Origin of the sequence: Sporosarcina sp. HYO08, assembly GCF_001563475.1 — a bacterium.
GTDB lineage: Bacteria > Bacillota > Bacilli > Bacillales_A > Planococcaceae > Sporosarcina.
The window spans coordinates 97,521-122,565 of sequence record NZ_LPUT01000027.1; the positions used below are offsets into that span (position 1 = coordinate 97,521).

General features: G+C 42.7%; 20 protein-coding genes and 1 riboswitch. Of the genes, 9 read left to right on the forward strand and 11 right to left on the reverse strand.

What is annotated here, in order from left to right:
• Window positions 1–792, reverse strand: coding sequence for an ABC transporter ATP-binding protein (locus tag AU377_RS09740; protein WP_067407441.1), 792 nt, complete (start codon window positions 790–792; stop codon window positions 1–3).
• Window positions 793–931: 139 nt separating this feature from the next.
• Between AU377_RS09740 and AU377_RS09745 the strand changes: the two genes are divergently transcribed.
• On the forward strand, window positions 932–1,981 hold the full coding sequence (locus AU377_RS09745; RefSeq protein WP_067407445.1) for an NAD(P)/FAD-dependent oxidoreductase: 1,050 nt from the start codon (window positions 932–934) through the stop codon (window positions 1,979–1,981).
• A 112-nt stretch (window positions 1,982–2,093) separates the two neighbouring features.
• On the opposite strand, the gene AU377_RS09750 is transcribed toward AU377_RS09745, so the two are convergent.
• Window positions 2,094–3,284: a coenzyme F420-0:L-glutamate ligase gene (locus AU377_RS09750; protein WP_067407885.1), complete on the reverse strand. Its 1,191-nt coding sequence runs from the start codon at window positions 3,282–3,284 to the stop codon at window positions 2,094–2,096.
• 159 nt (window positions 3,285–3,443) lie between these two features.
• Here AU377_RS09750 and AU377_RS09755 point away from each other — a divergent pair, with 159 nt between their 5' ends.
• Window positions 3,444–4,334, forward strand: coding sequence for a LysR family transcriptional regulator (locus AU377_RS09755; protein ID WP_067407447.1), 891 nt, complete (start codon window positions 3,444–3,446; stop codon window positions 4,332–4,334).
• 84 nt (window positions 4,335–4,418) lie between these two features.
• On the opposite strand, the gene AU377_RS09760 is transcribed toward AU377_RS09755, so the two are convergent.
• Window positions 4,419–5,999, reverse strand: coding sequence for an FMN-binding glutamate synthase family protein (locus tag AU377_RS09760; RefSeq protein ID WP_067407449.1), 1,581 nt, complete (start codon window positions 5,997–5,999; stop codon window positions 4,419–4,421).
• Window positions 6,000–6,167: 168 nt separating this feature from the next.
• Here AU377_RS09760 and AU377_RS09765 point away from each other — a divergent pair, with 168 nt between their 5' ends.
• Complete coding sequence (locus AU377_RS09765) at window positions 6,168–8,957, forward strand: EAL domain-containing protein (protein WP_067407451.1); 2,790 nt, start codon at window positions 6,168–6,170, stop codon at window positions 8,955–8,957.
• Window positions 8,932–10,569, forward strand: a complete 1,638-nt coding sequence (locus AU377_RS09770; RefSeq protein WP_067407456.1) for a thiamine pyrophosphate-binding protein — start codon at window positions 8,932–8,934, stop codon at window positions 10,567–10,569. Before AU377_RS09765 ends, AU377_RS09770 begins: the two co-directional genes overlap by 26 nt.
• Before the next feature lie 88 nt (window positions 10,570–10,657).
• Here AU377_RS09770 and AU377_RS09775 read toward each other — a convergent pair whose 3' ends face one another.
• Window positions 10,658–11,257: a hypothetical protein gene (locus AU377_RS09775; RefSeq protein WP_067407458.1), complete on the reverse strand. Its 600-nt coding sequence runs from the start codon at window positions 11,255–11,257 to the stop codon at window positions 10,658–10,660.
• Complete coding sequence (locus tag AU377_RS09780; RefSeq protein ID WP_067407460.1) at window positions 11,258–12,586, reverse strand: uracil/xanthine transporter; 1,329 nt, start codon at window positions 12,584–12,586, stop codon at window positions 11,258–11,260.
• Between the two features lie 154 nt (window positions 12,587–12,740).
• Here AU377_RS09780 and AU377_RS09785 point away from each other — a divergent pair, with 154 nt between their 5' ends.
• The 4 genes from AU377_RS09785 (at window position 12,741) to AU377_RS09800 (ending at window position 17,488) form a co-directional block, all read left to right on the forward strand.
• Window positions 12,741–13,346, forward strand: coding sequence for a methyltransferase (locus tag AU377_RS09785; RefSeq protein ID WP_067407462.1), 606 nt, complete (start codon window positions 12,741–12,743; stop codon window positions 13,344–13,346).
• A 17-nt stretch (window positions 13,347–13,363) separates the two neighbouring features.
• On the forward strand, window positions 13,364–14,620 hold the full coding sequence (locus tag AU377_RS09790) for an MFS transporter (protein ID WP_067407464.1): 1,257 nt from the start codon (window positions 13,364–13,366) through the stop codon (window positions 14,618–14,620).
• A 137-nt stretch (window positions 14,621–14,757) separates the two neighbouring features.
• Window positions 14,758–15,747, forward strand: coding sequence for an ornithine cyclodeaminase family protein (locus AU377_RS09795; protein ID WP_067407469.1), 990 nt, complete (start codon window positions 14,758–14,760; stop codon window positions 15,745–15,747).
• Window positions 15,748–15,904: 157 nt separating this feature from the next.
• Window positions 15,905–17,488: an S-layer homology domain-containing protein gene (locus AU377_RS09800; RefSeq protein ID WP_172794049.1), complete on the forward strand. Its 1,584-nt coding sequence runs from the start codon at window positions 15,905–15,907 to the stop codon at window positions 17,486–17,488.
• Window positions 17,489–17,682: 194 nt separating this feature from the next.
• Here the strand turns inward: AU377_RS09800 and AU377_RS09805 are convergent, their stop codons facing one another.
• The 5 genes from AU377_RS09805 to AU377_RS09825 form a co-directional block, all read right to left on the reverse strand.
• The gene (locus tag AU377_RS09805) at window positions 17,683–18,315 is read right to left on the reverse strand and encodes a CBS domain-containing protein (RefSeq protein WP_067407473.1); all 633 of its coding nucleotides are present in this window, start codon (window positions 18,313–18,315) and stop codon (window positions 17,683–17,685) included.
• Between the two features lie 136 nt (window positions 18,316–18,451).
• Window positions 18,452–19,657, reverse strand: coding sequence for a M20 family metallopeptidase (locus AU377_RS09810; RefSeq protein ID WP_067407475.1), 1,206 nt, complete (start codon window positions 19,655–19,657; stop codon window positions 18,452–18,454).
• 21 nt (window positions 19,658–19,678) lie between these two features.
• Window positions 19,679–20,548, reverse strand: a complete 870-nt coding sequence (locus tag AU377_RS09815) for a MetQ/NlpA family ABC transporter substrate-binding protein (RefSeq protein ID WP_067407477.1) — start codon at window positions 20,546–20,548, stop codon at window positions 19,679–19,681.
• 47 nt (window positions 20,549–20,595) lie between these two features.
• On the reverse strand, window positions 20,596–21,258 hold the full coding sequence (locus AU377_RS09820) for a methionine ABC transporter permease (RefSeq protein ID WP_067407479.1): 663 nt from the start codon (window positions 21,256–21,258) through the stop codon (window positions 20,596–20,598).
• The gene (locus AU377_RS09825) at window positions 21,248–22,273 is read right to left on the reverse strand and encodes a methionine ABC transporter ATP-binding protein (RefSeq protein ID WP_067407481.1); all 1,026 of its coding nucleotides are present in this window, start codon (window positions 22,271–22,273) and stop codon (window positions 21,248–21,250) included. The genes AU377_RS09820 and AU377_RS09825 overlap by 11 nt, the downstream gene beginning before the upstream one ends.
• 88 nt (window positions 22,274–22,361) lie before the next feature.
• Window positions 22,362–22,473, reverse strand: a riboswitch (SAM riboswitch).
• 204 nt (window positions 22,474–22,677) lie between these two features.
• Between AU377_RS09825 and dacB the strand changes: the two genes are divergently transcribed.
• Window positions 22,678–24,195 carry a D-alanyl-D-alanine carboxypeptidase/D-alanyl-D-alanine-endopeptidase gene (gene dacB, locus AU377_RS09830; protein ID WP_067407483.1) on the forward strand — a complete coding sequence of 506 codons (1,518 nt, stop codon included), beginning with the start codon at window positions 22,678–22,680 and terminating at the stop codon, window positions 24,193–24,195.
• Here dacB and rluF read toward each other — a convergent pair whose 3' ends face one another.
• Window positions 24,196–24,900 (reverse strand): 23S rRNA pseudouridine(2604) synthase RluF, encoded by a 705-nt coding sequence (gene rluF, locus AU377_RS09835; protein WP_067407485.1) that lies wholly within the window; start codon window positions 24,898–24,900, stop codon window positions 24,196–24,198.
• Window positions 24,901–25,045: the final 145 nt, after the last annotated feature.

Below are 25,045 nucleotides of genomic sequence, written 5' to 3' on the forward strand. Positions count from 1 at the left end.
TCAATCTCCTTTTATGAGGTTATATGTCATACACATCGGTTTTTCCGTACGAGGGTCACGTCCAATGACCGCGTCAATTTGAAATACTTCTTTTAGTACTTCGGGAACGATCACTTCTTCACAGTTGCCAGCCTTGACGATTTTACCGTCTTTTAAGGCAATGATATGGTCTGCGAATCGCGCCGCTTGATTTAAATCATGGAGCACCATGACGATTGTTCGCTGTTGTTCTACATTGAGTCGCTGCAATAGCTCTAATACCTCTAGCTGGTGTGCCAAATCTAAATAAGTTGTGGGTTCATCCAAAAAGATCATTTCTGTTTCTTGCGCTAACGCCATCGCAATCCAAGCGCGTTGACGTTGTCCGCCTGATAATGCGTCGACAGGCGTAAATTTAAAAGCCTTTGTTCCTGTCACTTCAAGTGCCCAGTCAATGACTTCGTAATCCTTTTTCGTTAAACGTCCAAACCCTTTTTGGTATGGGAAGCGCCCATAGGAGACGAGTTCCCCGACGGTTAAGCCGCTTGCGCTTTCTGGTGTTTGTGGAAGAATAGCCATTTTTTTGGCAAGTTGCTTCGTATTTTCTTTTGCAATATCTTCACCATCTAAAACGACCGCACCTGATTGCTGTGAAATAATGCGCGTAATCGTTTTTAAAAGCGTAGATTTCCCACAGCCATTCGCACCGATGATCGTTGTCACTTGGTGATCTGGAATTTCCACACTTAAATTTTCCACAATTAGGCGCTCTCCGTAGCTAATACTCAACGAATCGGTATAAAGGCGAACCATTGAAAGACCTCCTTTTTGTAAATAAAATCATTACCATTGATAATGATTATCAATATCAGTACAATAATTATCATAAGTTGTGTTTTCAATCCTGTCAACAATATTTAGGAATTTTTTGGCAAAGAGGGGGAGCAAGGAAATGTTGGAACAAGAATTGTTTGACGTTACGATCATTGGCGGAGGGCCAGCAGGTTTATACTCGGCCTTTTACAGCGGCTTACGGGAGATGAAGACGAAAATTATTGAATATCAGCCGCAATTGGGTGGAAAAGTTCATGTTTATCCTGAAAAAATGATTTGGGATGTTGGAGGGTTAACGCCTGTACCTGGCTCTGTGCTTATTGAGCAGCTTGTTGCACAAGGACTGACATTCGATCCGACAGTTGTGCTCAATGAGAAAGTTGCATCTATTAATCGCAAGGAAGATGGCATTTTTGTCCTCGAAAGTGATTCGGGTCATAAACATTATTCGAAGACGGTCATCTTAGCGGTTGGAGGCGGTATTTTAAATCCTCAGAAGTTAGATATCGAAGGTGCGGAAAGATTTGAAGTTACGAATCTAAATTATACAGTGAAGTCATTGCAACACTTTAAGGACAAGACAGTTATCATTTCAGGTGGCGGCAATTCGGCGGTCGATTGGGCAAATGAATTGGAGCCGATTGCAAAAAAAGTCTATGTCACCTACCGGAAAGAGGCATTGGTAGGACACGAAGCACAAGTTGCCCAGTTGCTCAATAGCTCCGCAACTTGCTATTTCCATACAACGATTTCCAAGCTCATCGCAGGTGAAAATCATGATGTGATCGAGTTTGTTGAACTAACGAACCGCCAAACTGGGGAAGTCTTCCAATTGGGGATTGATGAAGTAATTATTAATCATGGGTATGAGCGGGATAAGACATTAATTGACAATAGCGTGCTACCAATTGAACGAGTAGATGAGTATTTCATTGCAGGCAACTCGAGCAGTGAATCATCGATTGAAGGGCTGTACGCGGCAGGAGATATTTTAAAGCATGAAGGGAAGCTACACCTAATTGCAGGCGCATTCCAAGACGCTGCAAATGCTGTCAACAAAGCGAAACAATACATCCAGCCAAATGCTGCATCCGGTGGCATGGTCTCATCACATAACGAAATATTTAGAACCCGAAACAAAGCGTTAATGAAACAATATGTAAAGTGATGCTTGTATCATAAAATTCGTGTCTGGCATCAAAAGGGAAAAAAATAGAAATTGGACGAATGATCAGTACCAAAAAAACGGCTTTCCCCAAAAATGGAAAAGCCGTTTTTGATTAATGCGTATAGTTATCAAAATACCCTTGAATATAAACGATTGGTGTTCCTTTGTCACCGCTGCCGGATGTTAAATCTGACAAGGAGCCGATAAGGTCAGTCAGTTTACGTGGGGTTGTCCCTTGTGCTGATGCTGAGTCTCCGAGATCTTCTTCTTTTTCGGTGATATACTGGGAAATGGCTTTTTTCAACTCTTCCCCGCGCAGATCTGAGAAGTTGTTGTCTGCCAAATACTTCAGTTTGACTTCGTTCGGCGTTCCCTTTAGTCCGGCTGTGTATGCCGGGGAAACGACAGGGTCTGCAAGTTCCCAAATCTTGCCGACCGGATCTTTAAATGCGCCATCGCCGTATACCATGACTTCAATGGTCTTGCCTGTCTTTTCTAACAGCATTTGCTGGATTCGGTCAACGGTTGGCTGGCAGTCGCGTGGAAATAGTTTGACGCCTGTATCCGTCGATTTGTTGGAGCCAAGCAGACCGTATGTTTCATTGTGACCGCTGCCATCAATGGACGTTGTAAGAATATCGTCTAAACCGAAAATCTTTTCTCCGCCGTTTGCTTTCAAAATGCGCTTCGTGCGGGCGCGTGTGTGGACATCGCACACTAAGACGTTTTTCGTATAGTCTAAAATAGTTTTCGCGTTGTTGGAGAAAATTACTTCGCATTCAATGCCATATCCCTCAACAAGTGATTTGTAAAACTCGATATAGTCGACGCCTGTAAACGTATGTTTAATATAGCCAAAATGATCGCGGAATTGCTGCTCAGTCAACACATCTGTCCATGGATTGACATTTTTTTCGTCGAGAAGTTCAATATCGACCAAATGGTTACCGACTTCGTCAGCCGGGTAGCTTAGCATTAATACGATTTTTTTGACGCCTTTCGCGATACCGCGCAGGCAGTTTTCAAAACGATTTCGGCTTAAAATAGGGAAGATCACCCCAACTGTTTCGTCTCCGAATTTAGCATGTACATCTTTTGCGATGTCGTCAATTTCTGCATAGTTCCCTTGCGCGCGTGCAACGATCGATTCCGTCAGTGTAACGATGTCGCGGTCACGAATCGCAAAACCTTCAACTTCGGATGCTTTCAGGACACTATCCACAACAATTTCTTCAATGTTATCTCCTTCATTGATAATTGGGCAACGGAGGCCTCTGACAACTGTTCCAACTACTCTTTCCAATCGAATCGCTCCTTGATGGTCATTTGAAATATAGTTTTTTTTTATTGTTATATAGAAAATACATTTAATTACATCCATACGTACCTACTTGTACTATACACTCAAAACATGATATAAGTAAAATTAATCGTTTGAATGATAGGTATAAGGGGTGCTTATATGGTTAGTAAGTTAGATTTGTATAAAGTCTTTTGTAAAGTTGCGGTTAGCAATAGTTTTTCCGAAGCGGCGAAAGATTTATACATGACACAGCCAGCTGTCAGTCAAGCGATTCGGCAATTGGAAAAAGAGCTGGACACACGCCTATTCAAACGGTCACCGAAAGGCGTCACGCTGACCAATGAAGGACAGTTACTTTTTGAGTATGCCAATTCCGCGTTGAATTTATTAGCTGCGGGGGAAGAAAAATTACTGGAGTTTAAAAATTTGACGGCGGGCGAATTGAAAATTGGTGTGGGAGATACGATTTCGAGGCATTTTTTGCTTCCTTATTTGGAGTCATTCCACAATCGTTACCCGAATATCAAATTTACAGTTGCAAACGGGACGACTGCTGAACTGCTTTCGATCGTCAAGTCCGGTGAGATCGACATTGCGGTATGTAACTTGCCGGTGGATGATCCATCATTAGAAGTAAGACCTTGTTTCATCATTCATGACACTTTCGTTTACGGAGATAAATTCAAAAGAATTTTGTCGAGGCCGCTAGGTGTAAAAGAGTTAGTTAAATTTCCTTTAATATTTCTTGAAAAGAGTTCAAATTCCAGGCAGTACGTTGAGGAATTTCTACAATCAAAAGGGATTCAGCTGTCCCCCGAATTTGAATTAGGCTCCCATGACTTGGTGCTGGAATTTGCCAAAAGTAATTTAGGGATCGCCTCCGTGACACGGGAGTTTTCGCAAGACTATATTGCGAAAGGCCTTGTCAATGAAGTGCAGCTGATCGAAGAAATTCCCGGGCGCCATATTGGAATCTGCTATTTGAAAACAGTGCCGTTGTCGCCTGCATCGACAAAATTTGTCGAGATGGTTGAAAAGAAATACTTATAACAAGTGTGATGATTATATATCATGTGCAACCAACATCCGCATCGGTCGACAGGAATTCAAAAACTTTTGTTGAATGAATCAGTGTCATTCATTTTTGGGGGAGGGAATCGGATATAGATCGGAAAATCGTTCGACATTCCCAATGGCATCCGTAACGACGATGTGGTCTCGCGTAAATTTCCGAGGCGAATCAATTTCGCTTGCAGCCGCCAACGCAAAGAGCCCCTGTCGAATCGTTAAAATATAATTCATGACGCGCCATTGTTTTTCCTCGGGCACAAGTGCCGCTTGGTAGGTCGGATCGGTCGTTGCAATGCCGGTTGGACATTTACCGGTATGACATTGAAGCGCCATAATACAGCCATTTGCGATCATAAATCCGCGTGCAGAGTTAACGGCATCTGCCCCAATTGCAAGGGCAATTGCAATTTTATCTGCAGAAGTTAACTTTCCGGATGCAAAAATGGAAAACTTATGACGGATCCCATGTACATACGCTAGATCGACGACTGTGAGCAGTGCAGGGTAAAGTGGCAGTCCCATCGTGTCGGCCATGGATTTGAACGTTGCGCCCGATCCTCCTTCTGCCCCATCCACTGTGATGAAATCTGGATAAATGTCTAATTGCTTCATCATCCCAAAAAGCTCGTCGATCTTTGAAGCGGCGCCTACAACAATTTTAATGCCCACAGGTTTGCCGCCGACCTCTTGAAGTTTTTGGATGAATTCAAGTAACTCTACGGTGTTATGTAAAAATGGAAAGCGGTTTGGGGAGCTAAGCGTTTGACCCATTGCCACATTTCGCATGTCTGCAATTTTCTTTGTCACTTTTCCCCCTTCTAGGTGACCACCCCTAATTTTTGCCCCTTGTGCAAGTTTAATTTCGAAAGCTTTCACGGCGTCCAGTTCTGCTTTTTCTTGAAATATTCGCATGGAAAAATCGCCATTCTCATCCCTGTATCCATAAAGTGCTGGTCCGATTTGTGCCACTAAATCAGCCTTTGTTGTAAGATGCTCGGGGGCGATTCCACCTTCACCTGTGTTGATCCACGATCCACCGGCCATTCGACTGCCATTTCCAGTCGATAAAATATAGTGCTCCCCAACAGAACCATAAGATGTTGCAGAGGCACCGAAAGGACCTTCTAAATACCAGGGCGTCTGCCGCTCTCTTCCAACAACAATGACATCCTCATTTCGATATAACCAACGCGATGTTTGGTCATCAATGAATCGTTCACGGCGTGTAACAATACCTTCGTTTTCAATTTTGTACTTTTTGGCAGGAGTCGTTTCTCGTAAATCGACATTTAATTCTTCGTTGATAAGGGGGAATAAGCCATTTGCTAAATAGGCACCGGGTTTTTCAAAGTCTTTTTTAGAGCCGAAGCTTAGTAAATCGCTGCGATATTTGGATGAAAATACAATCCCTAGAAATTCTGCACGTGAAAAAGGCTTGCCGTTGTTGTCATCATCAAACCAATACTGTCTAAATTCGGGTCCAAGTTTTTCTAGCACGTAGCGAACCCAGCCCAAATAAGGGTGTGCGCGTATAATGGAATGCTGAGGCATTTTAGCTTTTTGCCTTAACCATAAAAGCAGGGAGAAAGGCACAATGACAAAGATGATAAAGAGAAAGAATAAAACTAAAACTGTTGGCGGCATTGTATTCCCTCCAAAAAAGTAATACGCTTAATAGTTAGTAATGAAAGAATGACAGAATGACAGAATGGTACTTTCCTATACGGTATGTTACTGAAAATGAAATTATTTCTCCGAGATGGATTTCAGTTCATTATCGACCAACATGATTTAAGGGAGGGCAAAAAAGTGATGGGAGAACAACAGAGCAGGTATTCCCGCCTTGCCAATTTAACAAAGCTAATTAATACAAATCTTGAATTACGTGAAATGCTTAGCCACGTAACGACTGCTATTTCAGAAGAAATTGTTCAATGCGACTCTGTCGGCATCTATTTGCCACAAGAAGATGGTACATTTAGGGGTTTTGTTGGGAAACCCGAGTTTATTAATGGTATGACGCTCGATATGCACGTCGTTGACACAAATTACGACTTGCTCGCAAAGGAAGTCATTGAAACGCAGAAAACAATTTATATACCCGATACAGCTAAAGATGACCGCCCCGATCCGAGAGCGGTCGCGGCTTTTAAGATTAAATCATTGCTCGCACTTCCTGTTTCTTATGAAAACGAATTATACGGACTCGTTTTTTTATTCGACTACGGAATTCCGATGAATTTAACAGAAATAGAAATTCAAACGGTCGAAGCCTATGTCAATATGGCAGCTGTCGCGATTCAGAATGCGGACAATTTAAAGCGGAAAGAAAATTTGTTGGCAGAAAAGCAATTGTTGCTAGATATTACGCGTGAATTATCATTATGTTCAACGATGCAGGAAGGGTTGGACAAATGTTTTTACTATCTCGGGAAAGTATTAAACAATGTCAATATCGGTGTTCATTTACTGGATCCTATCGCGGAGAATCGGATAAAACCGGCGAAGTTGAGCGAAAAGAGTGAGTGGACAGAAAAGGATTGGATGAAAGTCCATAAAGAAAACCCGGTCGATGAAAGAAATGATGAAGTCTTAAAAGAGGCTATTCAAACCAAAAAAATGGTCGTCATACCGGACGTTTTTGTAGATGATCGACCAAATCATGAGCTATGCAAACAGTTTGGCATTAAAGGATTGCTCATTTTTCCGCTCGTTTCGATGGGGGAAGCGCTTGGTGTTATGTCACTAGTAGATTTTGAAGAAGGACGTTTATATAGAGATGCAGATCTGCAATTGGCACAATCGATTGTCGATGCCACCGCTTCTACACTATCTAATTTGCTATACATGGAAAAACAAGAACTCATTATTCAAGATCGTACATTGGAAATTACAATTAAAAAGGATGAGCTGGAAAAAGTTGTTGCCGAACTTAAGCAATTGAGCCGCGAAAAAGAACTTATCTTAAATTCTGCAGGTGAAGGGATTTTCGGTTTAGATTTAGCAGGAAATATTACATTTTGTAACCCGGCTGGGGAAGTAATGTTAGGGTATGACAGTGCAGAACTGATCGGCAAGCATTCCGACATCATTTTCCAAGGACAGAAATCTGACGGAGAAAAGTGGAATCCGTATGTGTCGGATGAAATTTTTTATCGAAAAGATCATTCCTTTTTCCCAGTAGAGTACGTCATCTCTGCTATTCGGGAAGATGAAAATGTCGTTGGAGAAGTCGTTACTTTTAAAGATATTACCCAACGCAAACAAATGGAGGAAGAAATCCGTTACCATGCCTATTATGATAGTTTGACGAATTTACCGAATCGCGTACTTTTAATGGATCGGCTAAACCAATGTATTCATTATGCAAAAGTAAATGATGAGAAAATCGCTATTTTATATTTAGATTTGGATCGTTTTAAAATGATTAATGATACGCTTGGACATAGTTATGGTGATTTGTTACTAAGAGATGTTGCCAGTCGTTTGGAAAATTGCATGCCAGAAAGTGCTACTGTATCGCGTCAAGGCGGTGATGAATTCACCATTATTTTACCGAATATCCGAGAAAAGGAAGAGGTTATGGTAGCGATTCATGCGCTCATTCATGCTTTTTCGGAGCCGTTCTATTTAGTGGGTCATGAAATCTATGTCAAAACAAGCATTGGCATTAGCTTATTTCCAGAAGACGGGGACACAATTGAAACGCTTATTAAAAAAGCGGATACTGCAATGTATAAATCAAAGGAAATAACAGGCAACAGCTATCATTTTTTCCGAAAAGCAATGGAAACACGAAGTTTCGAAAGTGTGAAATTTGAAAATGCATTGTACAAAGCGTTGGATTACGGGGAACTTGAAATTTATTATCAACCGCAAGTGAATTACCGTACAAAAGCCGTTGTTGGTGTAGAGGCATTGCTAAGATGGAATCATCCGGAGGAAGGGTTAGTTTCACCAGATCAGTTTATCCCGATTGCGGAGGAAACGGGCCTAATCGTGCCGATTGGTGAATGGGTGCTGCGGAATGCTTGTATACAAATAAAAAAATGGCATGAAGCAGGGTATCCAGGAATTAGTATGTCTGTTAACTTGTCAGTTCGTCAGTTTGAACAAAACGATATTTTCTCCTTTATCCAAAACATGTTGAAGGAAGTCGGTTTGGCGCCGGAATTTTTACGTTTGGAGCTAACGGAAAATCAAATTATCAAAAACACCGAAATCACTTTGAAAACAATGGAGCAATTGCAGAAATTAGGTGTCAATATTTCTATTGACGATTTTGGGACTGGCTATTCTTCGCTTGGGTATTTGAAAAACTTCCCTATCCATACGCTGAAAATTGATCGGTCTTTCGTACAAGATGTGACGAATGACGACGACAATGCAGCGATCACGAATACGATTATCACATTGGCACAAAACCTGAAGCTGAGCGTTATTGCAGAAGGTGTGGAAACAAAAGAGCAAGCGGAGTTTTTGGCTTCAAGGAACTGTAATCTTATGCAAGGGTATTATTTTGGTCGTCCTGTCGATGCTAAAACATTTGCCGAAACTTTTTTAGGAGTGAAAGAAAATGAAAGCTATTCGCGGCGTTCTTAATTATTTGAAAGAAATGGGTGTCCGTAAAATTTTTGGGATTCCCGCTGGATCTGTCAATGCACTATTTGATGAGCTATATGAAATGTCTGAAATCACCCCAATCGTTACAAAACATGAAGGAGCGGCAGCTTATATGGCTGCATCTTATGCAAAATACAGCCGCCAGCTCAGTGTTTGTGTCGGTTGCAGCGGGCCGGGCAGTACGAATCTCGTTACAGGTGCAGCCAATGCAATGCGTGAGCATTTACCTGTGCTTTTTTTAACAGGTGCGGTGCCCGTGAACACGATGGGGTTAAATGCTTCCCAGGAGTTAGATGCTGCGCCAATTTTTGCGCCGGTGACGAAATATAGTGTGAGGGTTGAGCGGGCGAAAGATCTATTGCCAGAAGTTGTGAAGGCGGTGAGAATTGCACTTGATGGTGTGCCAGGACCCGTACATATTGCGATACCAATTGATCTTCAGCATGAGACCGTTGAGCCAATGGATTGTCCAGTGCCTTTAATTAGAAAGCCTATTTTACCGGAGGTAACCGTACTAAAAGAAGCCGTGCAAAAACTTGCGGAAGAGAAAAATGGCTATATTTTGGCCGGCCAAGGGGTAAGAAATTCAGTAGATCAGCTTATTGAACTAGCGGAAACATTGCAGTGGCCGATCATGACCACGCCTCAAGCGAAAGGTCTTATCCCAGATGCCCACCCATTACATGCAGGTGTATTTGGTTTTGCGGGGCATGAAAGGGCCTCCGAGCTAATCAATGAGGGAGACGGAAAAACAATTTTCATTGTGGGATCAAGTTTAGGGGAAACGGCGACCAATAATTATAACCAAAACCTTACGAAACACCGTTACACTATTCAAATGGACTTCGATGAAACGGTGTTTAACCGAAAGTACAGGGTCGATCTTCCGATATTGAGTGATATACAAATTGGCCTATTGTATTTAAATGATGAACTAAAACAACTGGGGGTTTCAAGACCAGGACGATTGAAGCAGAAAGAAGTTATTGTTGACGGGGGCATGGATGAATACAACACACAAAATGTGCTGTTAAGACTGCAAAAGTATTTACCGCCCTCGACCCGTTATACCGTCGATATCGGGGAATTTATGTCGTACGTCATTCACCATATGCCTGTACTTGATCATGATACATTTGACATTAACGTTCATTTTGGAGCGATGGGCAGTGGAATTGGGGCCGCAATCGGTTCGAAGTTAGCAGAGCCAGAGCGACCGGTTGTCTGTATTACCGGTGACGGATGCTTTTTCATGCATGGCATGGAAATTTTGACCGCGAAAGAATATAACATTCCGTTTATACTTGTTGTCATGAATAACGCTAGACTTGGCATGGTTTATCATGGCCATACGTTACAGTTTCAGCGTTCCCATGCTTCGTTTGAACAATCGCCAATTGATATTTCTGCGCTTGTCTCAGCGATGGATATTCCAAGCGTTCGAGTAGAAGCATTGGATGATTTGGGCGAAGAATTAATGCAAGAGCTGCTCAAGCATAAGGGGCCTGTCGTTGTAGAAGTCGCACTTGTCGACAATAACGTACCGCCAATGGGTGACCGCGTAAAGTTTTTATCTTCTTTCGGAAAATGAAAAAGAAAGTGTCGGATAGAGGAGGGGGGTGACCTAGAAGTGCCTGGCTCTTCGTTTTTGGACAACCCCCGACCGTGTCTGACACACGTCACGCGAATTGCGTTTGAACTGTATACACGACTGCACCTATTATGCGGTGTTTAAAATCATCTGGAACTGCTTGCTCCGATTTCATCTCAAAGTAGCACTTACCTTTTTCCTTGTCACAAGTAAAACCGAGTGACACTAATTCTTCTTGAAGTTCCAAAGGTAAGGCGGTCGAACCGGTCAGCTTTTCGTAATAAGGTGTCGGATAAATTTTCACATTATGATCGCCGGGACTTGTATAAACAACGATCAAATCATCCTCCTGTTGAACGATCCACTGACCTTTCGAGTACAACGAAATTTGCAGCTGCCTGAGTCCTGCGATTCCTTCCAAGTTGATGCCGAACAACTCATTGATCAGTTGCCGAACATCCTGCCCCGTTATTTTATGATCAAATTGTTGAACATGAGTCTCCAAAATGTCGAGCGGTTTACGACCGGACATAGTTCTTTCGACAGGGCGTACTTCCTCCCGAGTGATATCAATATTAAATACTTCTTGAAGGATATGAAAAATCTCAAGGGCAGTTGGCCGCTTCGGAAGTCGGTCGATTGCCCGATCCATTTTTTCGATTTGCATGAGTGGTTTATTTTCTTCCATTTAAGTGGTATCCTTTCCGATTGCTTCAAAATTCGTTCTTTTCCTCAAGTGATTTAGATAATGCAATAACTCCATCACAAGTGCCGCTAAAATACCGACAAGCAGGCCGTTTGAGATGAGCGGCTGTACAAGATTTGGCAGTGTCGCAAAAACTTCTTTCGGCAGTCCCATAATCGACAATCCTAAAAGTGCCGGCAGCGCAATCCTATACACTGTTTTCGGATCGAACGTTAGTCCTTCGATATTACGGAGTGCTGAACGGAATAATTGTAAATAAGCGACGAATAACACCGTATTTCCGACGCTATGTGGAATCGTCGAGAAAAAGGCACTTAGTTCAGGGATCATTCCAAGTAGAATAAAGAGCAGTGACCCGACAAAAAACGGTGCCCGCTCGCGAATACCGGTCGCTTGTAAAAAACCTAATGATGAAGCATACGGTGCATAAGGGACAAGACCGATTACACCGGCAACGGTATTCAATGCGCCTGTGATAAAAAAGGAGTTGCGATACTGTTTGCTTGTTGGTTTTTCATGGAAAATATCTTCTGAACCTTTTAAAGTTGCGATTGTATTCGTTGTATTTAACAATCCAGTGATGACGATGGTTAAAATAATACCCCATTCTAAAGCAGGTTGTCCCCAGGGGAACCACGTTAAAAATGGTGTTGTTCGAATTGTCTCACCCGACTCCGCAGGGAAAAGTAAAACAGCGAAGATCCATCCGACAACCATGCCAATGAGTAAATTTAAGCTGCTAACCATTCCTTTACCTTTACTATGGACGAGAATGGTGAATGCCGCTAGAATAAAAGAAAATAGGGCGACTTTCGGCTGTACGGCATCATATGTATTCAGCCCGACCATTCCCTTTAAGAAAATCGTAATGAGCTGATTAGCAAGCAATAGCAGAAAAACAAACATAACGATGGGGGTAAACCACTTTTGTAAAAGGTTTCCCATTCCGAACAAACCGAACACAGCAATGAGAATACCGGAAATGATAACGCCAACGGCAATGCTTCCGCCGACTGTCGAAAGTTCGATATTCAATGTACTAGCGGTGGCTGCTAAACTTAAAATAACACCCCACCAGAGCCCAGATTGTCCTTCCATCAGTGCTTTCCGATGTCCAAGAAAACCTTGTAATAAGCAAGCAGTCCCAGTGAAAATGAAAGACCGCTGAATGGCGGATACAATTTCAATCGGCTCTAATTGAAAAGCGGCACCAACGGAGATCGGAATGACGATTGTGTTAGCAAACATAAAAAATAACCATTGAAATCCGGCTAATAGTGTGACGGATGCTATGGGTCGTTTCGTTTCCATTCTTTTCTCCTCCCCCACTTTTTAACGTTAATTTACAAAAAATGTTACCTATCCGCCATTTTAACATAATTGTTTGTTCCGCTTGGTAGTTTTCAGGAAAAGTATTTGAAACATTTCAAATAGAAGTAAAGTCATAGAGCAAGGAGTATTTTTTATGGATGAAAAATCAGTTGACCGCATGCTGCGTATTCAAACGGTAGGCGTGCGGGAATGGCATCACCAATCAAGTCATTATAATCGTTATGAAGCAACACCTTATGTGGCATTAGAGGCTCTTTTTGACGCATATCCTTTAAAGAAGACTGGTCAGATCGTTGATTTTGGATGTGGGAAAGGGCGCTTGGCCTTTTATGTGCATCATCGATTAGATGGATCTATCACAGGTGTTGAAATGAACGGGCAACTTTTCCGACAGGCGATGGAAAACCTTGTAAGTTATACCGCAAAGAAAAAAAGTTCAAAAGGCGTCATTCGTTTTGAACAGTTGCTAGCAGAAAACTACAATGTTGAACGATCAGATCAGTGCTTTTATTTTTTTAATCCGTTTTCCATTCAAATCTTCAGGAAAGTGGTTTACAATATTTTACATTCCGTCGAGACAGACAATCGAACAGTAGATATCATTCTTTATTACCCGACGGATGAATATATTGAATTCCTTGAAGACGAATCGCCTTTTGAACGGCTAATGGAAGTGCAAGTGCCGGGCTTGTATGAGATGAATGCAAATGAACGATTTCTTCTGTTTCGGCTAAAATGACTCTGGGGGTGAGTGAGATGGGGATGTTCACGAAGGAAGAGAATAGCTGGATGCTTTATGATTGGGCAAACTCTGCGTATTCGATTATTATTACAACGGCTGTATTTCCGCTTTATTATAAATCGGTTGCGTCGAACGCGGGTGTTAGTTTGTCGCATTCAACCGCCTATTTGGGATATACAGTGGCGATTGCAACGTTCATATTGGCGATGATTGGGCCTATACTAGGGACCATCGCGGATTACCAAGGGTTAAAAAAGAAGTTTTTTCTATTTTTCTTCGTCATGGGATCGGCGGCGACGGCATCATTAGCTTTTGTGCCGGGTGATAACTGGTTATGGTTGTTAATGATTTATACGATTACAGCAATTGGTTTTCATGGCGCCAATATTTTTTACGATGCCTTTTTAGTTGATGTTACGCGTGAGGAACGGATGAATACGATTTCGGCTCGCGGCTTTGGGTTGGGCTATATTGGAAGCACCATTCCGTTTATCTTGAGCATTGCAATTATTTTATTGGCGGACAAGGGAATTTTGCCCCTAGCGACATCTAATGCGAGCCGTCTCGCGTTTATCATTACGGCCATTTGGTGGTTTTCCTTTACCATTCCAATGTTGAAAAACGTTGTACAGCTGCATGGTATAGAACGCGAACCGAAGCTTCTTTCAGGCAGTTTTCGGCGGCTCGGTCAAACGTTCAAGGAAATTCGCAAATACCGTACCGTTTTTCTCTTTTTACTTGCTTATTTCTTTTATATTGACGGTGTTGGTACGATTATATCGATGTCAACCGCTTACGGAACGGATTTAGGAATTAGTGCTACTTCGCTCTTAATCATTTTGTTTGTGACGCAAGTTGTCGCAGCTCCGTTTGCAATTTTGTATGGTCGGCTAGCGCAAAAGTTTACAGGGAAAAAGATGTTATATGTTGGGATTGGCGTCTATATTATCGTTTGTATTTATGCGTTTTTCTTGAAAACAACGATGGACTTTTGGGTTTTGGCGATGCTCGTCGCGACTTCCCAAGGCGGTATACAAGCGCTGAGCCGTTCGTATTTTGCACAGCTTGTTCCGAAAGAAAAATCAAATGAGTTTTTCGGATTTTATAATATCTTCGGGAAATTTGCATCGGTGATGGGGCCGTTATTGTTGGGGGTTACTGCCCAGTTAACGGGAAGCTCCGCTTATGGCGTGTTCAGTCTTGTCATTTTATTCATCATCGGTGGAACTTTACTTGCTTTTGTCCCAGAGTCACGGGAAAGGGCGGTTTAGATTGGATGGAACTAGTAGCTCGGCTGCTAGTTCTTTTTTTGTGTATTGACAAATATTTTAATTAGAAATAAGATTGAGATAATTACAATTGAAGTAATACTTCAATTCGGAGATAAATGAAAGGATGACTAAAATCATTGTTACTTTTAAACGAACGCCAAATTCAAACGAATTACAGAATGAAAGAAGCATTAGTTGATGTTGAAAAAGTATTGCGATCAAAAGCGAACGGGAAAATTGAAAATCCGCAGCGCACGGTCATAGAGTTTCCGGAACATCATGCATCTGCCTTGTATATGCCAAGTGCAGATCTCGTAGGAGAAGTCGCGACGATGAAGGCGGTCACGATCTTTCCAAATAACCCAAAAGAAGGCAAGCCGACGACGCAGGGCGTTGTTCTTGTTACGGACGCACAAAATGGCGATCACCTTGCGCTCATGAATGCTTCCTATTTAACGAGACTACGTACGGGGGCACTGACTGGATTAGCAACTGACAAGTTAGCAAGGGAAGAGTCCACTGTTCTAACGGTGATCGGAACAGGCGGCATGGCATTTGAACAAGTGCTGGGTGTACTTGAAGTCCGTCCGATCAAAGAAATTTTGCTTGTCAATCCAACTGAGGCGAAAGCGGTCAAGTTCAGGGAGCAGTTACGGGCGTTTGGCATTGATGAAGCAATTGAAATTGAAGTAGTGCGTGATGTCGGAGCTGCTGTCCACCGTGCGCATATTATTTGCTGTAGCACGCGGTCGAATACACCAGTATTTGACGGGAATGACGTTCAACCAGGTACACATGTGAATGGTGTTGGCTCTTATTTGCCACATATGCAGGAAGTCGATTTCGAATTTATTCAGCGAACGAGTAAAATTGTTGTCGATGATCTAGAAGGTGTGAAAGATGAAGCGGGGGAGCTCATTCATGCTGCCGAACAGCCAAATTGGTCATTTGATAAAATTCACGGTGAGCTTATGGATGTTGTCGTAGGTAAAGTGGATGCACGAACGGATGATGAAGAAATAACGTTTTTCAAATCTGTCGGCGCAGCATACTTTGACTTGGCTGTCGCAAAAGGTGTTTATGAGATTGCGAAGGAAAAAGAGATTGGAACGGAGATAGAGATTTGATGAGAACTGGGTGGGATGCAGGAAATCCCACCCAGTTTTTTCATTCTAAAAATAGGGATTTTGATACAACGAAACTAGTACAAAATTCCAGTGCAAAAGGATTCTCGCTACTATATAATTCAATTTGACAATAGAATACGAGGAAGGAAGACTATGTGTGTACAAGTTCATAGTAAAATGTTTGGTCGTTTTGCTCGCTGTTAGCAGCATCGGCATTCAATCTGCACAAGCAGCGACACCATCGGCATTCAAAGATGTATCGGGTTTTAAAAAGGAAATAGAGTTTTTAACAGGTAAGGAAATTATTTACGGTTTTAACGACGGTACATTCCGCCCGAATTTACCGATTACACGTGTGCAAGCTGTACAAATGATTATGCGTGAAATGAAGCCGGAAGGACTTGGGGATGCACCGAACCCGAACTTTAAAGACATCAAACCCGGCAACCGCGGCTACGCTGAAATTGCAAAAGCTGTCGAACTGGGCATTATTTCAGGGAAGTCAAAAGATCGTTTTGATCCGACAGGGAATTTAACGCGTGCTGAAATGGCAAAAATTCTTGCCAATGCTTACGGGTTAGGCGGAATTTATCCGAAAGGGTTTACGGATGTGTCAACAAGCTATTGGGCGTATCCTTTTATTTCTGCTTTAGCAGCCAATAACATTACAGTTGGTTACAAAGATGGTACATACCTGCCTTCAAAAACAATTGACCGTGCGCAATTCTCTGCATTTATGGCGCGTATTATCGAGCCATCATTCCGGCCATACAATGTAGACATTGCGGATTCGTATTTGGTCGGCGTGATGGATGCGCATATCATCGATTCGGTGATGGATCCAGTTGAACCGATTATCTACTTTTTAGATGGCAGTACGAACGAAGTCGCATGGATGAATCTTGAAACATTAGAAGGTGAATCTGTTGAACTGCCACTTCCGGCAGAGCGAATTGCCTACGCGAACGGAAAGATCTATGTTACACAGCTAAAAGGAAAACATAATTCCAATTGGTGGGATGAAGATCAGCAAGGCGCATTTGCGGTTGTAGATGTAACGAATATGGAAGTCGAAAACGTTATTCATATAGATCTTGATCCATATGATATTGCAGCCGATGACAATGGCATTGTGTATATTTCTCCAGGATCTGGACAGCATTCGAGAATCGAAAGCTTCGATAGTAAAACTGGAAAATTAGTTAGCTCTAAAGGGATGTATCAGTCAACATTAATCGAAATGCATCCATCCCAAAGCAGAATTTATGCAGTGACCACGACGGGATCGCCAAGAAGAATAGGGGAATACACGATTGAAAATGGTGTGTTAAGCTCGGAACAACGCTCGCCATACCACGGGACATATGGTCTGTCTCCTGATTTAACGATCACACCGGATGGCAAATATCTATTCAACGGTACCGGGCATATTTTCCGTTCGTCTGCAACGGCAAGTTCTGATATGCTTTTCTTTGGAAAACTAGATCGTCCGTATAGTTCTATTGTATTTGATCTTCAATACGGCGAGTTTTACACAGCAAACAAGAAAAATATTATTCAGGCATATGACTACACGACAATGGAACCGATCGGCCAACTAAAAACATATGGCACGATCGACAAAATGTTCTATGATGAATCAGCTCATATGTTGCTCGCGTTCACTTCGGTGAAACTAGGCAACTCTACTGTTCCATTTACAGGCATTGAGTATATTTACTTTGATGTGGACGAGGAATAAGCTTGAAAGGGGAGAAGCGGTCAGCGCTTCTCTTTTTTTGATTTGTTGGTGCGATGTGCAATTATTTGATTCTAAGTGCAGTTATTCAGTTTTAAGTGCAACTTTTCGATTCTAAGTGCAACTTCAAATTCCACAACCCAAAAACGCCGATCACCGACACAAAATTCGTGTCGACCACCGGCGTTTTAACTGTTTTACTTGCTTTTTTCAATACGGTCAATATGTAAAATACGGAAACCGTTTCGCTCTAGTTTCTCTTCAATTTTCTCAATTTCCTCATCGGTTTTATCGCCTTCAAGCGTGATCACAACACGTCTTGCAACGACGGAGCCGTTATCGAGTGTAAACATTCCTTCGATATTTTCACCGCGCAGCGTTCTCGTCAGTTTTTCAATCATTCCTTTTGCTTCTGCGGAAGAAAGGGTAATATTAATGCCGCCCGTTTTTAGCCCGAATGCATCTTCCAAGACGCTTTCCACCCGGTTATGCGTCAAAATACCAATGAGTTTCTCGTTCTCCACAACGGAAATAAAAGGAAGTGATTTAATGTCGATGAGTGCATTTAAAAATGACGAACGTTCAGAAATAAATTTGTCTTTGTGTTTTAATAAAGAGTTGATCGATGCCTCACGATCTCCGTTTTCCTCAAACAAATACTCAACAAGGTGAATTTTATAAATCATTCCTTGATAGACATCTTCATTATCAATAACTGGAATGCAACGATAACCGCTTTTCGTAATCTGATCAAGTACTTCCCCAACAGTTTGACCAACATTGGCTGTAACTACTTCATGTTTTGGTAAATATAAATCACGTACGAGCATATTCATTCCTCCTAGTTGTCTAGTAATTTTGTCTATATAATTTGAGTATAAGTGAGTACCAAAGGTTGGACAAGCATCTATATCTTATGAGTAACAAAAAAGCTGCCCAATTGGACAGCCTTGTTCTACTTTTGCATTAAATATTTTCTTTTGTCGCAAGTGCTTGTTCAAATGCTTTTCGCACATCATGCAGCAACTTTGCATCCGTTAACAATCGGTATCCAGTCGCGGCCAATGCCTTCGCACCAATAATCAGTGCCTCATTCCCGCGCTCGGATTTGGCACATTCTCGAAACTCGATTGTATGGCCGATGAGATCGTCTGGACCAATTTTAATGTACGGGTGGGCGGTTGGGACTTCGTAGCTAATGTTACCCGCGTCCGTAGAGCCTTTCCCTTTCCGCGCTTCAGTGTGGACAACTTCCCCAAGAGCTGTCAATTCTTCCGCTAAAACTTCATCCAGCGCGGAGTTCAGCACCAAATCTTTCACTTCATTTTGGAAACGTTCAATTTTCACAGTCGCACCCGTTGCAAGCGCCGCACCTTCAGCGATCTTCCGTACTTTATCGGATACTTCAACCGTTTTCTTCCAAGATTCTGCACGAATGTAGAAACGGGCAGAAGCGTAGTCTGGAATAATATTCGGTGCGTCGCCGCCGTGCGTAATGATGCCATGAACGCGAACGTCAGACGGCAGCTGTTGGCGTAGTGCATTAATGCCTACGAACAATTGAATGACCGCATCTAACGCATTGATGCCTTGTTCAGGTGATCCTGAAGCATGTGCAGGCTTTCCGAAAAAGTGAAAATCGAGCGGATCAACAGCAAGCGATTCCCCAGTCGTTGCTGTTTTTCCAGAAGGGTGGATCATTAGTGCGGCGTCCACGTCTTCCAAATAGCCATGCCTTACAAAGCTGCCTTTTGCACTGCCATTCGGTCCGCCTTCTTCGGCAGGAGTACCGAGTACGACAACACGTCCGCCTGTTTCTGGCAAGGTTTCCGCTAGTGCAATGCCAGCGGCAACGCTCGTTGTACCAATAATGTTATGCCCACATGCATGCCCAATACCTGGCAGCGCGTCGTATTCTGCTAAATAAGCGATCGTTGGTCCTTCTTGTCCGCTGTCTTTTACAGCATAAAAGGATGTCTCGTGCCCGGCAACTGCTGTTTCAACGCAGAAACCTGCTTCTTCCAGTAAGGCTACATGTTTTCCGTTGGCATACACTTCTTCATTCCCAATTTCAGGGTTTGCGTGGATGTCTTGGCTTGTTTGAATATATTTCTCCCGATTTTGTTCGATCTGTTGAAACAACGCTTCTTTTTTGTCTTGTACAATGCTCATTTCCCATTCCCCCTAGCGTGATTATTTACGAAGGTTTTCAAACGCCGCGTCTAATTGCTCTTGCGACAACTTCACTAAGAATGAACCGCCATTTGTATCTTCTTGAACCGCTTTTTCAATATCTTCTTCTTGGTACAGTTCTACAATACGTTTATATGTTTCATTGTCTTTATCTTCCGCACGTGCCGCGATAATGTTGATGTATGGGTGGATGCTTTCGTCATCGCCGTCTTCTTTAAGAATTGGATCGTTTGCGGGAGAGAATCCTGCTTGGCCTGCCACCCCGTTGTTAATGACAGATGCTGCAACGTCCGGCAATACGCGTGGTGTTTGCTGTGCAGTCATCGGTACAATATCCAACTTCAACGGATTATCAACGATTTTAGATGGGTCACCGAATAGTCCAAAGTCATCAGACAGTTCAATAAGTCCCGCGCTTGCAAGTAAACGCAGCGCACGTGCTTGGTTCGATGGATCGTCAGGAATCGCAATTTTGTCGCCTTCTTTAATCTCAGAAACATCTTTAATCTTTTCAGAATAAATCCCCATTGGCGCTAGCATCGTTGAACCGATTGGAATTAAATCTTCTCCGCTTTCGTTTGCATATTGTGCAAGGAATGCAATGTGTTGGAATGCGTTAATATCAATATCTTTATTGGCAAGTGCATTGTTCGGCAATGTGTAATCTGCAAATTCCATCAACTCAATTTCAATACCTTCTTTTGCCGCTTTTTCTTTTAAGATCGGCCATTGCACACCATCTGAACCGTTTACACCAATGATAACTTTCACTGTCTCTCCGTCTTTACCGGTGCCCGTATCTTTTCCACCGCATGCCGCTAACAATGCTGCTGTGACAATTGCTAAGCATAAAATCCATAATTTCTTCATCATGTTTTCCTCTTTTCTTAGTGTTTATTTATATTGTGAATAAAAAGTTAACGCCTCATAATTTTCCGTGACAGTGTATTTCCAATCCATTGCGCTAGCTGTACCATGATGATCAGAATAACAACTGTGACGAGCATAACGCTGCCGTCAAATCGCTGGTATCCATAGGTCATCGCAACATGGCCGAGACCGCCGCCGCCGACTGTTCCGGCAACCGCCGAGAAATCGATTAAACTGACGGAAACGAATGTTAATCCTAAAATTAAAGGGCCGAGCGCTTCTGGAATTAAAACTGTAAAGATAATGCGCATCGGGCTTGCACCCATCGCTTGCGCCGCTTCAATCACGCCTGGGTCAATGCTCACTAAGTTGTTTTCCACGACACGTGCAATAACAAAACTTGCAACGATCGTCATCGGGAAAATAGCCGCTGCCGTCCCGATTGTTGTTCCAACCACTAATCTTGTTAACTGTGAAATTGCTACCAGGAAGATAATGAACGGTATCGGTCGAATAATATTAATGATGACGTTTAGCACTTGAAAGACGACTTTGTTTTCCAAAATATTATTTTCTCTTGTAATAAACAAGAGGATCCCCATTGCAATGCCTAGAATAGAACCGAAAATAAGTGTTGCGACAACCATCGTAATCGTCTCGCCCGTTGCTTCTACGATGCGGGGCCAAAATGTAGTCCAATCAACGTTCATTCCCTGAAACCTCCCTTACTTCGACTAATGCTTGCAGCTCATCCAGCACTTGTTTAACCGCCTGTTCTTCGCCTTCAAAAGAGACAAGTAAATTTCCGAAAAACCGTTCTTGCAGTTCGCTGACGGAACCGTATACGATGTTAAAATCGACGCCGTATTTTCGAGTTGTTCTTGATAAAATAGGATCGCTTGCGATATACCCTTTAAAAATGACCCGATACAGTTTCGTTCCGCCTTTTGCACGCCATTCCTCCAATAATTTAGGAGACGGCAAATCTTGTTCAGTCGAACTGATGAAGCGCCGTGTCGTCTCATGCTGCGGATTCGTAAACGTATCGAATACTTCCCCTGTTTCAATGACTTCGCCGTTTTCCATGACAGCAACTTTATCGCAAATCGATTGGATAACGCCCATTTCGTGGGTGATGAGTAAAATCGTAATGCCCAAATCACGGTTTACTTTTTTCAACAGCCTCAAAATGTCTGCGGTTGTTTCCGGGTCTAACGCGGAAGTAGCTTCGTCACAAATAAGAATTTCCGGTGATGAGGCAAGCGCTCTTGCAATGCCGACACGCTGTTTTTGACCGCCTGATAATTGATCGGGAAAATCTTTTGCTTTGTCCGCTAAACCTACGAATTGCAACAGCTCATCTACGCGCTGTTGAATGTCTTTTTTCGCCATGCCGGCAAGCTTCATCGGGTAGGCAACATTGCCAGCGACAGTCCGCGAATTAAATAAATTAAAGTTTTGGAAAATCATCCCGATATTGCGGCGCTGCGCCCGTAAGTCTTTTGGCGATAATGTGCTGACATCTATGTTTTGGATAGAGACAGAGCCAGAAGTGGGGCGTTCCAACATATTGACAAGGCGAAGCAATGTACTTTTGCCGGCACCACTAAATCCGATGATGCCAAAAATTTCGCCTTTCTCGATTGTCAATGAAACGTTTTTCACGGCATGCACTTCTCGCTTGCCAAGTGTAAACGTCTTAGACACTTGCTTAAATTCAATCATGATATGACCCCCTAGAAATAAAAAAACCTTTCGTTTCTAAAGAAAGATTAGAAACGAAAGGGCTATTGTTATGAAACAAACGACCTCGTTCTCATCTTTCAAATGCACGCTGCATTTGCAGGAATTAGCACAGTATCCAATCGCTTGAACCTGTTGCCGAGATGTCTTAGGGCCTGTCCCTCAATCTCTCTTGATAAGAAGTGATGCAATGCTATTTAATTTTTGAAGTGTTGTAATAATGTAAACTAACTTTATCTTAGAAAAATAAAGTTGTCAACATCGTTATTAAAATTAAACTATTCAGATATAAGTTTGAAAGCGTTCACAAATATAACATGAATAGTTTTATACATACAGTTGTAAAATGAAAAGAGAGGTAAATTCTCGGGAATAGGAGGGTGGTCATGAGGAGAAAAGCCGTCGTGCTTTTTGCGGCACTATTGTCCATTACAGTATTATTATTCGTATTCAACAGTAGAAAACAAGATCCACCCGTTGTGGAAAAAGCGGATCAACAATCTATACCGGTTGCAGCGGTGGAACAGCCGAAAGGGATTCCAGCATTGGACAAGCTATTGGAAGATCCAAGGCTAGGAGGTGCTACGACTGCGATTAGCGTTCGTCACGCGGAGACGGGAGAGCTTTTGTACACACATCAAGGAAATGTGCGCGTTCATCCGGCTTCTGTTATGAAGCTGTTGACGGGAGCAGCGGCGTTGGATGTACTTGGGGAGGAGTATCGATTTCAAACGGAAGTGTATGCGTATGGGGAAGTTGAAAAGAATGTGTTGAAAGGCGATCTCTATGTAAAAGGAAAAGGTGATCCTACACTCGTTTACAGTGATTTGGAGGCGTTTGCTTTAAAGCTGAAGCAGCAAGGCATTCAATCCATTACAGGTAATATTTACGGGGACGATACGTGGTATGATACCGTTCGGCTTTCGCAAGATTTGAATTGGTCGGACGAGCCGTTTTATACAGGTGCACAAGTGTCTGCATTGACGCTTTCCCCAAATGGCGATTACGATGCCGGAACGGTAATTGTGGACGTTCAAGCCGGTAAAAAGGCTGGACAGGCCGGGAGGGTCACAATGCTTCCGCAGAATGATTATTTAACCATTGTCAATGAGACAAAGACGGTCGCAAAAGGCGGCGTAAAAAGTATTACAGTAGAGCGAAAGCATGGTACCAATACTTTGGTCGTCACAGGAACCATCCCGATCGGCAAAAAGTCTCGGTTTTGGTCATCAGTTTGGGAGCCGACAGACTACGTATTGCATATGTTTCAAAGGGCTGTGGAAAGTCAAGGCATTCATTTTGGTGCTCCACCAGCTGTCAAACGGGGTGCTGTCCCTAAAAATGCTGTCTTGGTATCGGCTAAACAATCGATTCCGCTAAAAGAGCTTTTCGTGCCATTTATGAAATTGAGCAACAATGGTCATGCGGAAGTGTTGGTGAAGGATATGGGCCGAGGGGCAGGCCTTTCGGGCAGTTGGGATCATGGGCTTAAAGTGATGTCCGAGCGATTGGCTGCGATGGGAATTGATACGAAGAACATGCTGTTAAGGGACGGTTCCGGCATGTCCCATAAAAATTTAGTGACGGCAGATGAAGTGACAAAACTTTTATTCGAAGTCCAAAGTCAAGCATGGTTCAAGACGTTTTACAATTCGCTGCCCGTCGCTGGACAAGAAGAGCGTTTGGTCGGCGGAACGCTTCGTCATCGTATGAAAGGAACGGCTGCCGCAGGAAAGGTTCACGCAAAAACGGGTGCATTAAAAGGCGTCACCGCCCTATCCGGATATGTGGATACGAAAGGCGGCGACACATTGATTTTTTCAATCATGCTTAATAATTATTTGGATGAAACGATCAATGAAGTCGTAGACCAAATGGCTATTGCATTGGCAAATGTCGACTAATTAGCGCTTTGGCTTATAGTCGAGGATGTGGAATAGCTCTGTTAATTCTTGATCCGTCAAATCACGCCATTGTCCAAGTGGCAAATTGCCCAGATGTATATTTAAAATACGTGTTCGCTGGAGTTTCCGGACATGGTATCCGAGTGCTGCGCACATGCGGCGAATTTGACGGTTTAGTCCTTGGGTTAACGTAATATTGAATGTACGGGGACCTAGTTTTTTCACTTTACACGACTTTGTCACAGTCCCTAAAATCGGCACACCAGATTCCATTTTGTTGATAAAGTCTTGCGTAATTGGATGATCGACCGTAACAATATATTCTTTTTCATGGCCGTGCTCTTCTCGTAAAATTTCATTCACAATATCGCCGTCATTCGTTAACAGGAGCAGTCCATCTGAATCTTTATCGAGTCGGCCGATATGGAAAATGCGCAGTGGATGATTGATAAAGTCAACGACATTACCTTCGATGTGACGTTCAGTCGTACTCGTAATGCCAACGGGTTTGTTCAGCGCAATATAAACGAGCTGTTCTTCTGTTTGTACAGGCTTGCCATCCACTCGAACGTCGTCGCCAGTTTCGACTCTACTGCCAAGTTCAGCAAGCGCACCGTTAATCGTCACACGACCGTCTTCAATCCATTTATCTGCGCCGCGGCGGGAAACGATGCCTGCTTCTGCTAAAAATTTATTAATCCGCATAGGGTTCACCACATTTCGAAAATAGTTCCTGTTAAGTATACCCGATTCGGAATGAAACAACGAAATGGAACATATGATAAAATCATGAAAAATTAACAGAAGAGGTTGACAACTCTATTTTTACGTACTAGAATTGGAAACAACT

What these genes read in the sequence shown, in the direction of transcription:
- AU377_RS09815 (WP_067407477.1), bottom strand. Translation starts at nt 20,548, where the DNA reads ATGAAGAAATTATGGATTTTATGCTTAGCAATTGTCACAGCAGCATTG.
- AU377_RS09825 (WP_067407481.1), bottom strand. Translation starts at nt 22,273, where the DNA reads ATGATTGAATTTAAGCAAGTGTCTAAGACGTTTACACTTGGCAAGCGA.
- AU377_RS09740 (WP_067407441.1), bottom strand. Translation starts at nt 792, where the DNA reads ATGGTTCGCCTTTATACCGATTCGTTGAGTATTAGCTACGGAGAGCGC.
- AU377_RS09745 (WP_067407445.1), top strand. Translation starts at nt 932, where the DNA reads ATGTTGGAACAAGAATTGTTTGACGTTACGATCATTGGCGGAGGGCCA.
- AU377_RS09770 (WP_067407456.1), top strand. Translation starts at nt 8,932, where the DNA reads ATGAAAGCTATTCGCGGCGTTCTTAATTATTTGAAAGAAATGGGTGTC.
- AU377_RS09805 (WP_067407473.1), bottom strand. Translation starts at nt 18,315, where the DNA reads ATGCTCGTACGTGATTTATATTTACCAAAACATGAAGTAGTTACAGCC.
- AU377_RS09790 (WP_067407464.1), top strand. Translation starts at nt 13,364, where the DNA reads ATGGGGATGTTCACGAAGGAAGAGAATAGCTGGATGCTTTATGATTGG.
- AU377_RS09755 (WP_067407447.1), top strand. Translation starts at nt 3,444, where the DNA reads ATGGTTAGTAAGTTAGATTTGTATAAAGTCTTTTGTAAAGTTGCGGTT.
- AU377_RS09780 (WP_067407460.1), bottom strand. Translation starts at nt 12,586, where the DNA reads ATGGAAACGAAACGACCCATAGCATCCGTCACACTATTAGCCGGATTT.
- AU377_RS09785 (WP_067407462.1), top strand. Translation starts at nt 12,741, where the DNA reads ATGGATGAAAAATCAGTTGACCGCATGCTGCGTATTCAAACGGTAGGC.
- AU377_RS09820 (WP_067407479.1), bottom strand. Translation starts at nt 21,258, where the DNA reads ATGAACGTTGATTGGACTACATTTTGGCCCCGCATCGTAGAAGCAACG.
- rluF (WP_067407485.1), bottom strand. Translation starts at nt 24,900, where the DNA reads ATGCGGATTAATAAATTTTTAGCAGAAGCAGGCATCGTTTCCCGCCGC.
- AU377_RS09775 (WP_067407458.1), bottom strand. Translation starts at nt 11,257, where the DNA reads ATGGAAGAAAATAAACCACTCATGCAAATCGAAAAAATGGATCGGGCA.
- AU377_RS09760 (WP_067407449.1), bottom strand. Translation starts at nt 5,999, where the DNA reads ATGCCGCCAACAGTTTTAGTTTTATTCTTTCTCTTTATCATCTTTGTC.
- dacB (WP_067407483.1), top strand. Translation starts at nt 22,678, where the DNA reads ATGAGGAGAAAAGCCGTCGTGCTTTTTGCGGCACTATTGTCCATTACA.
- AU377_RS09765 (WP_067407451.1), top strand. Translation starts at nt 6,168, where the DNA reads ATGGGAGAACAACAGAGCAGGTATTCCCGCCTTGCCAATTTAACAAAG.
- AU377_RS09810 (WP_067407475.1), bottom strand. Translation starts at nt 19,657, where the DNA reads ATGAGCATTGTACAAGACAAAAAAGAAGCGTTGTTTCAACAGATCGAA.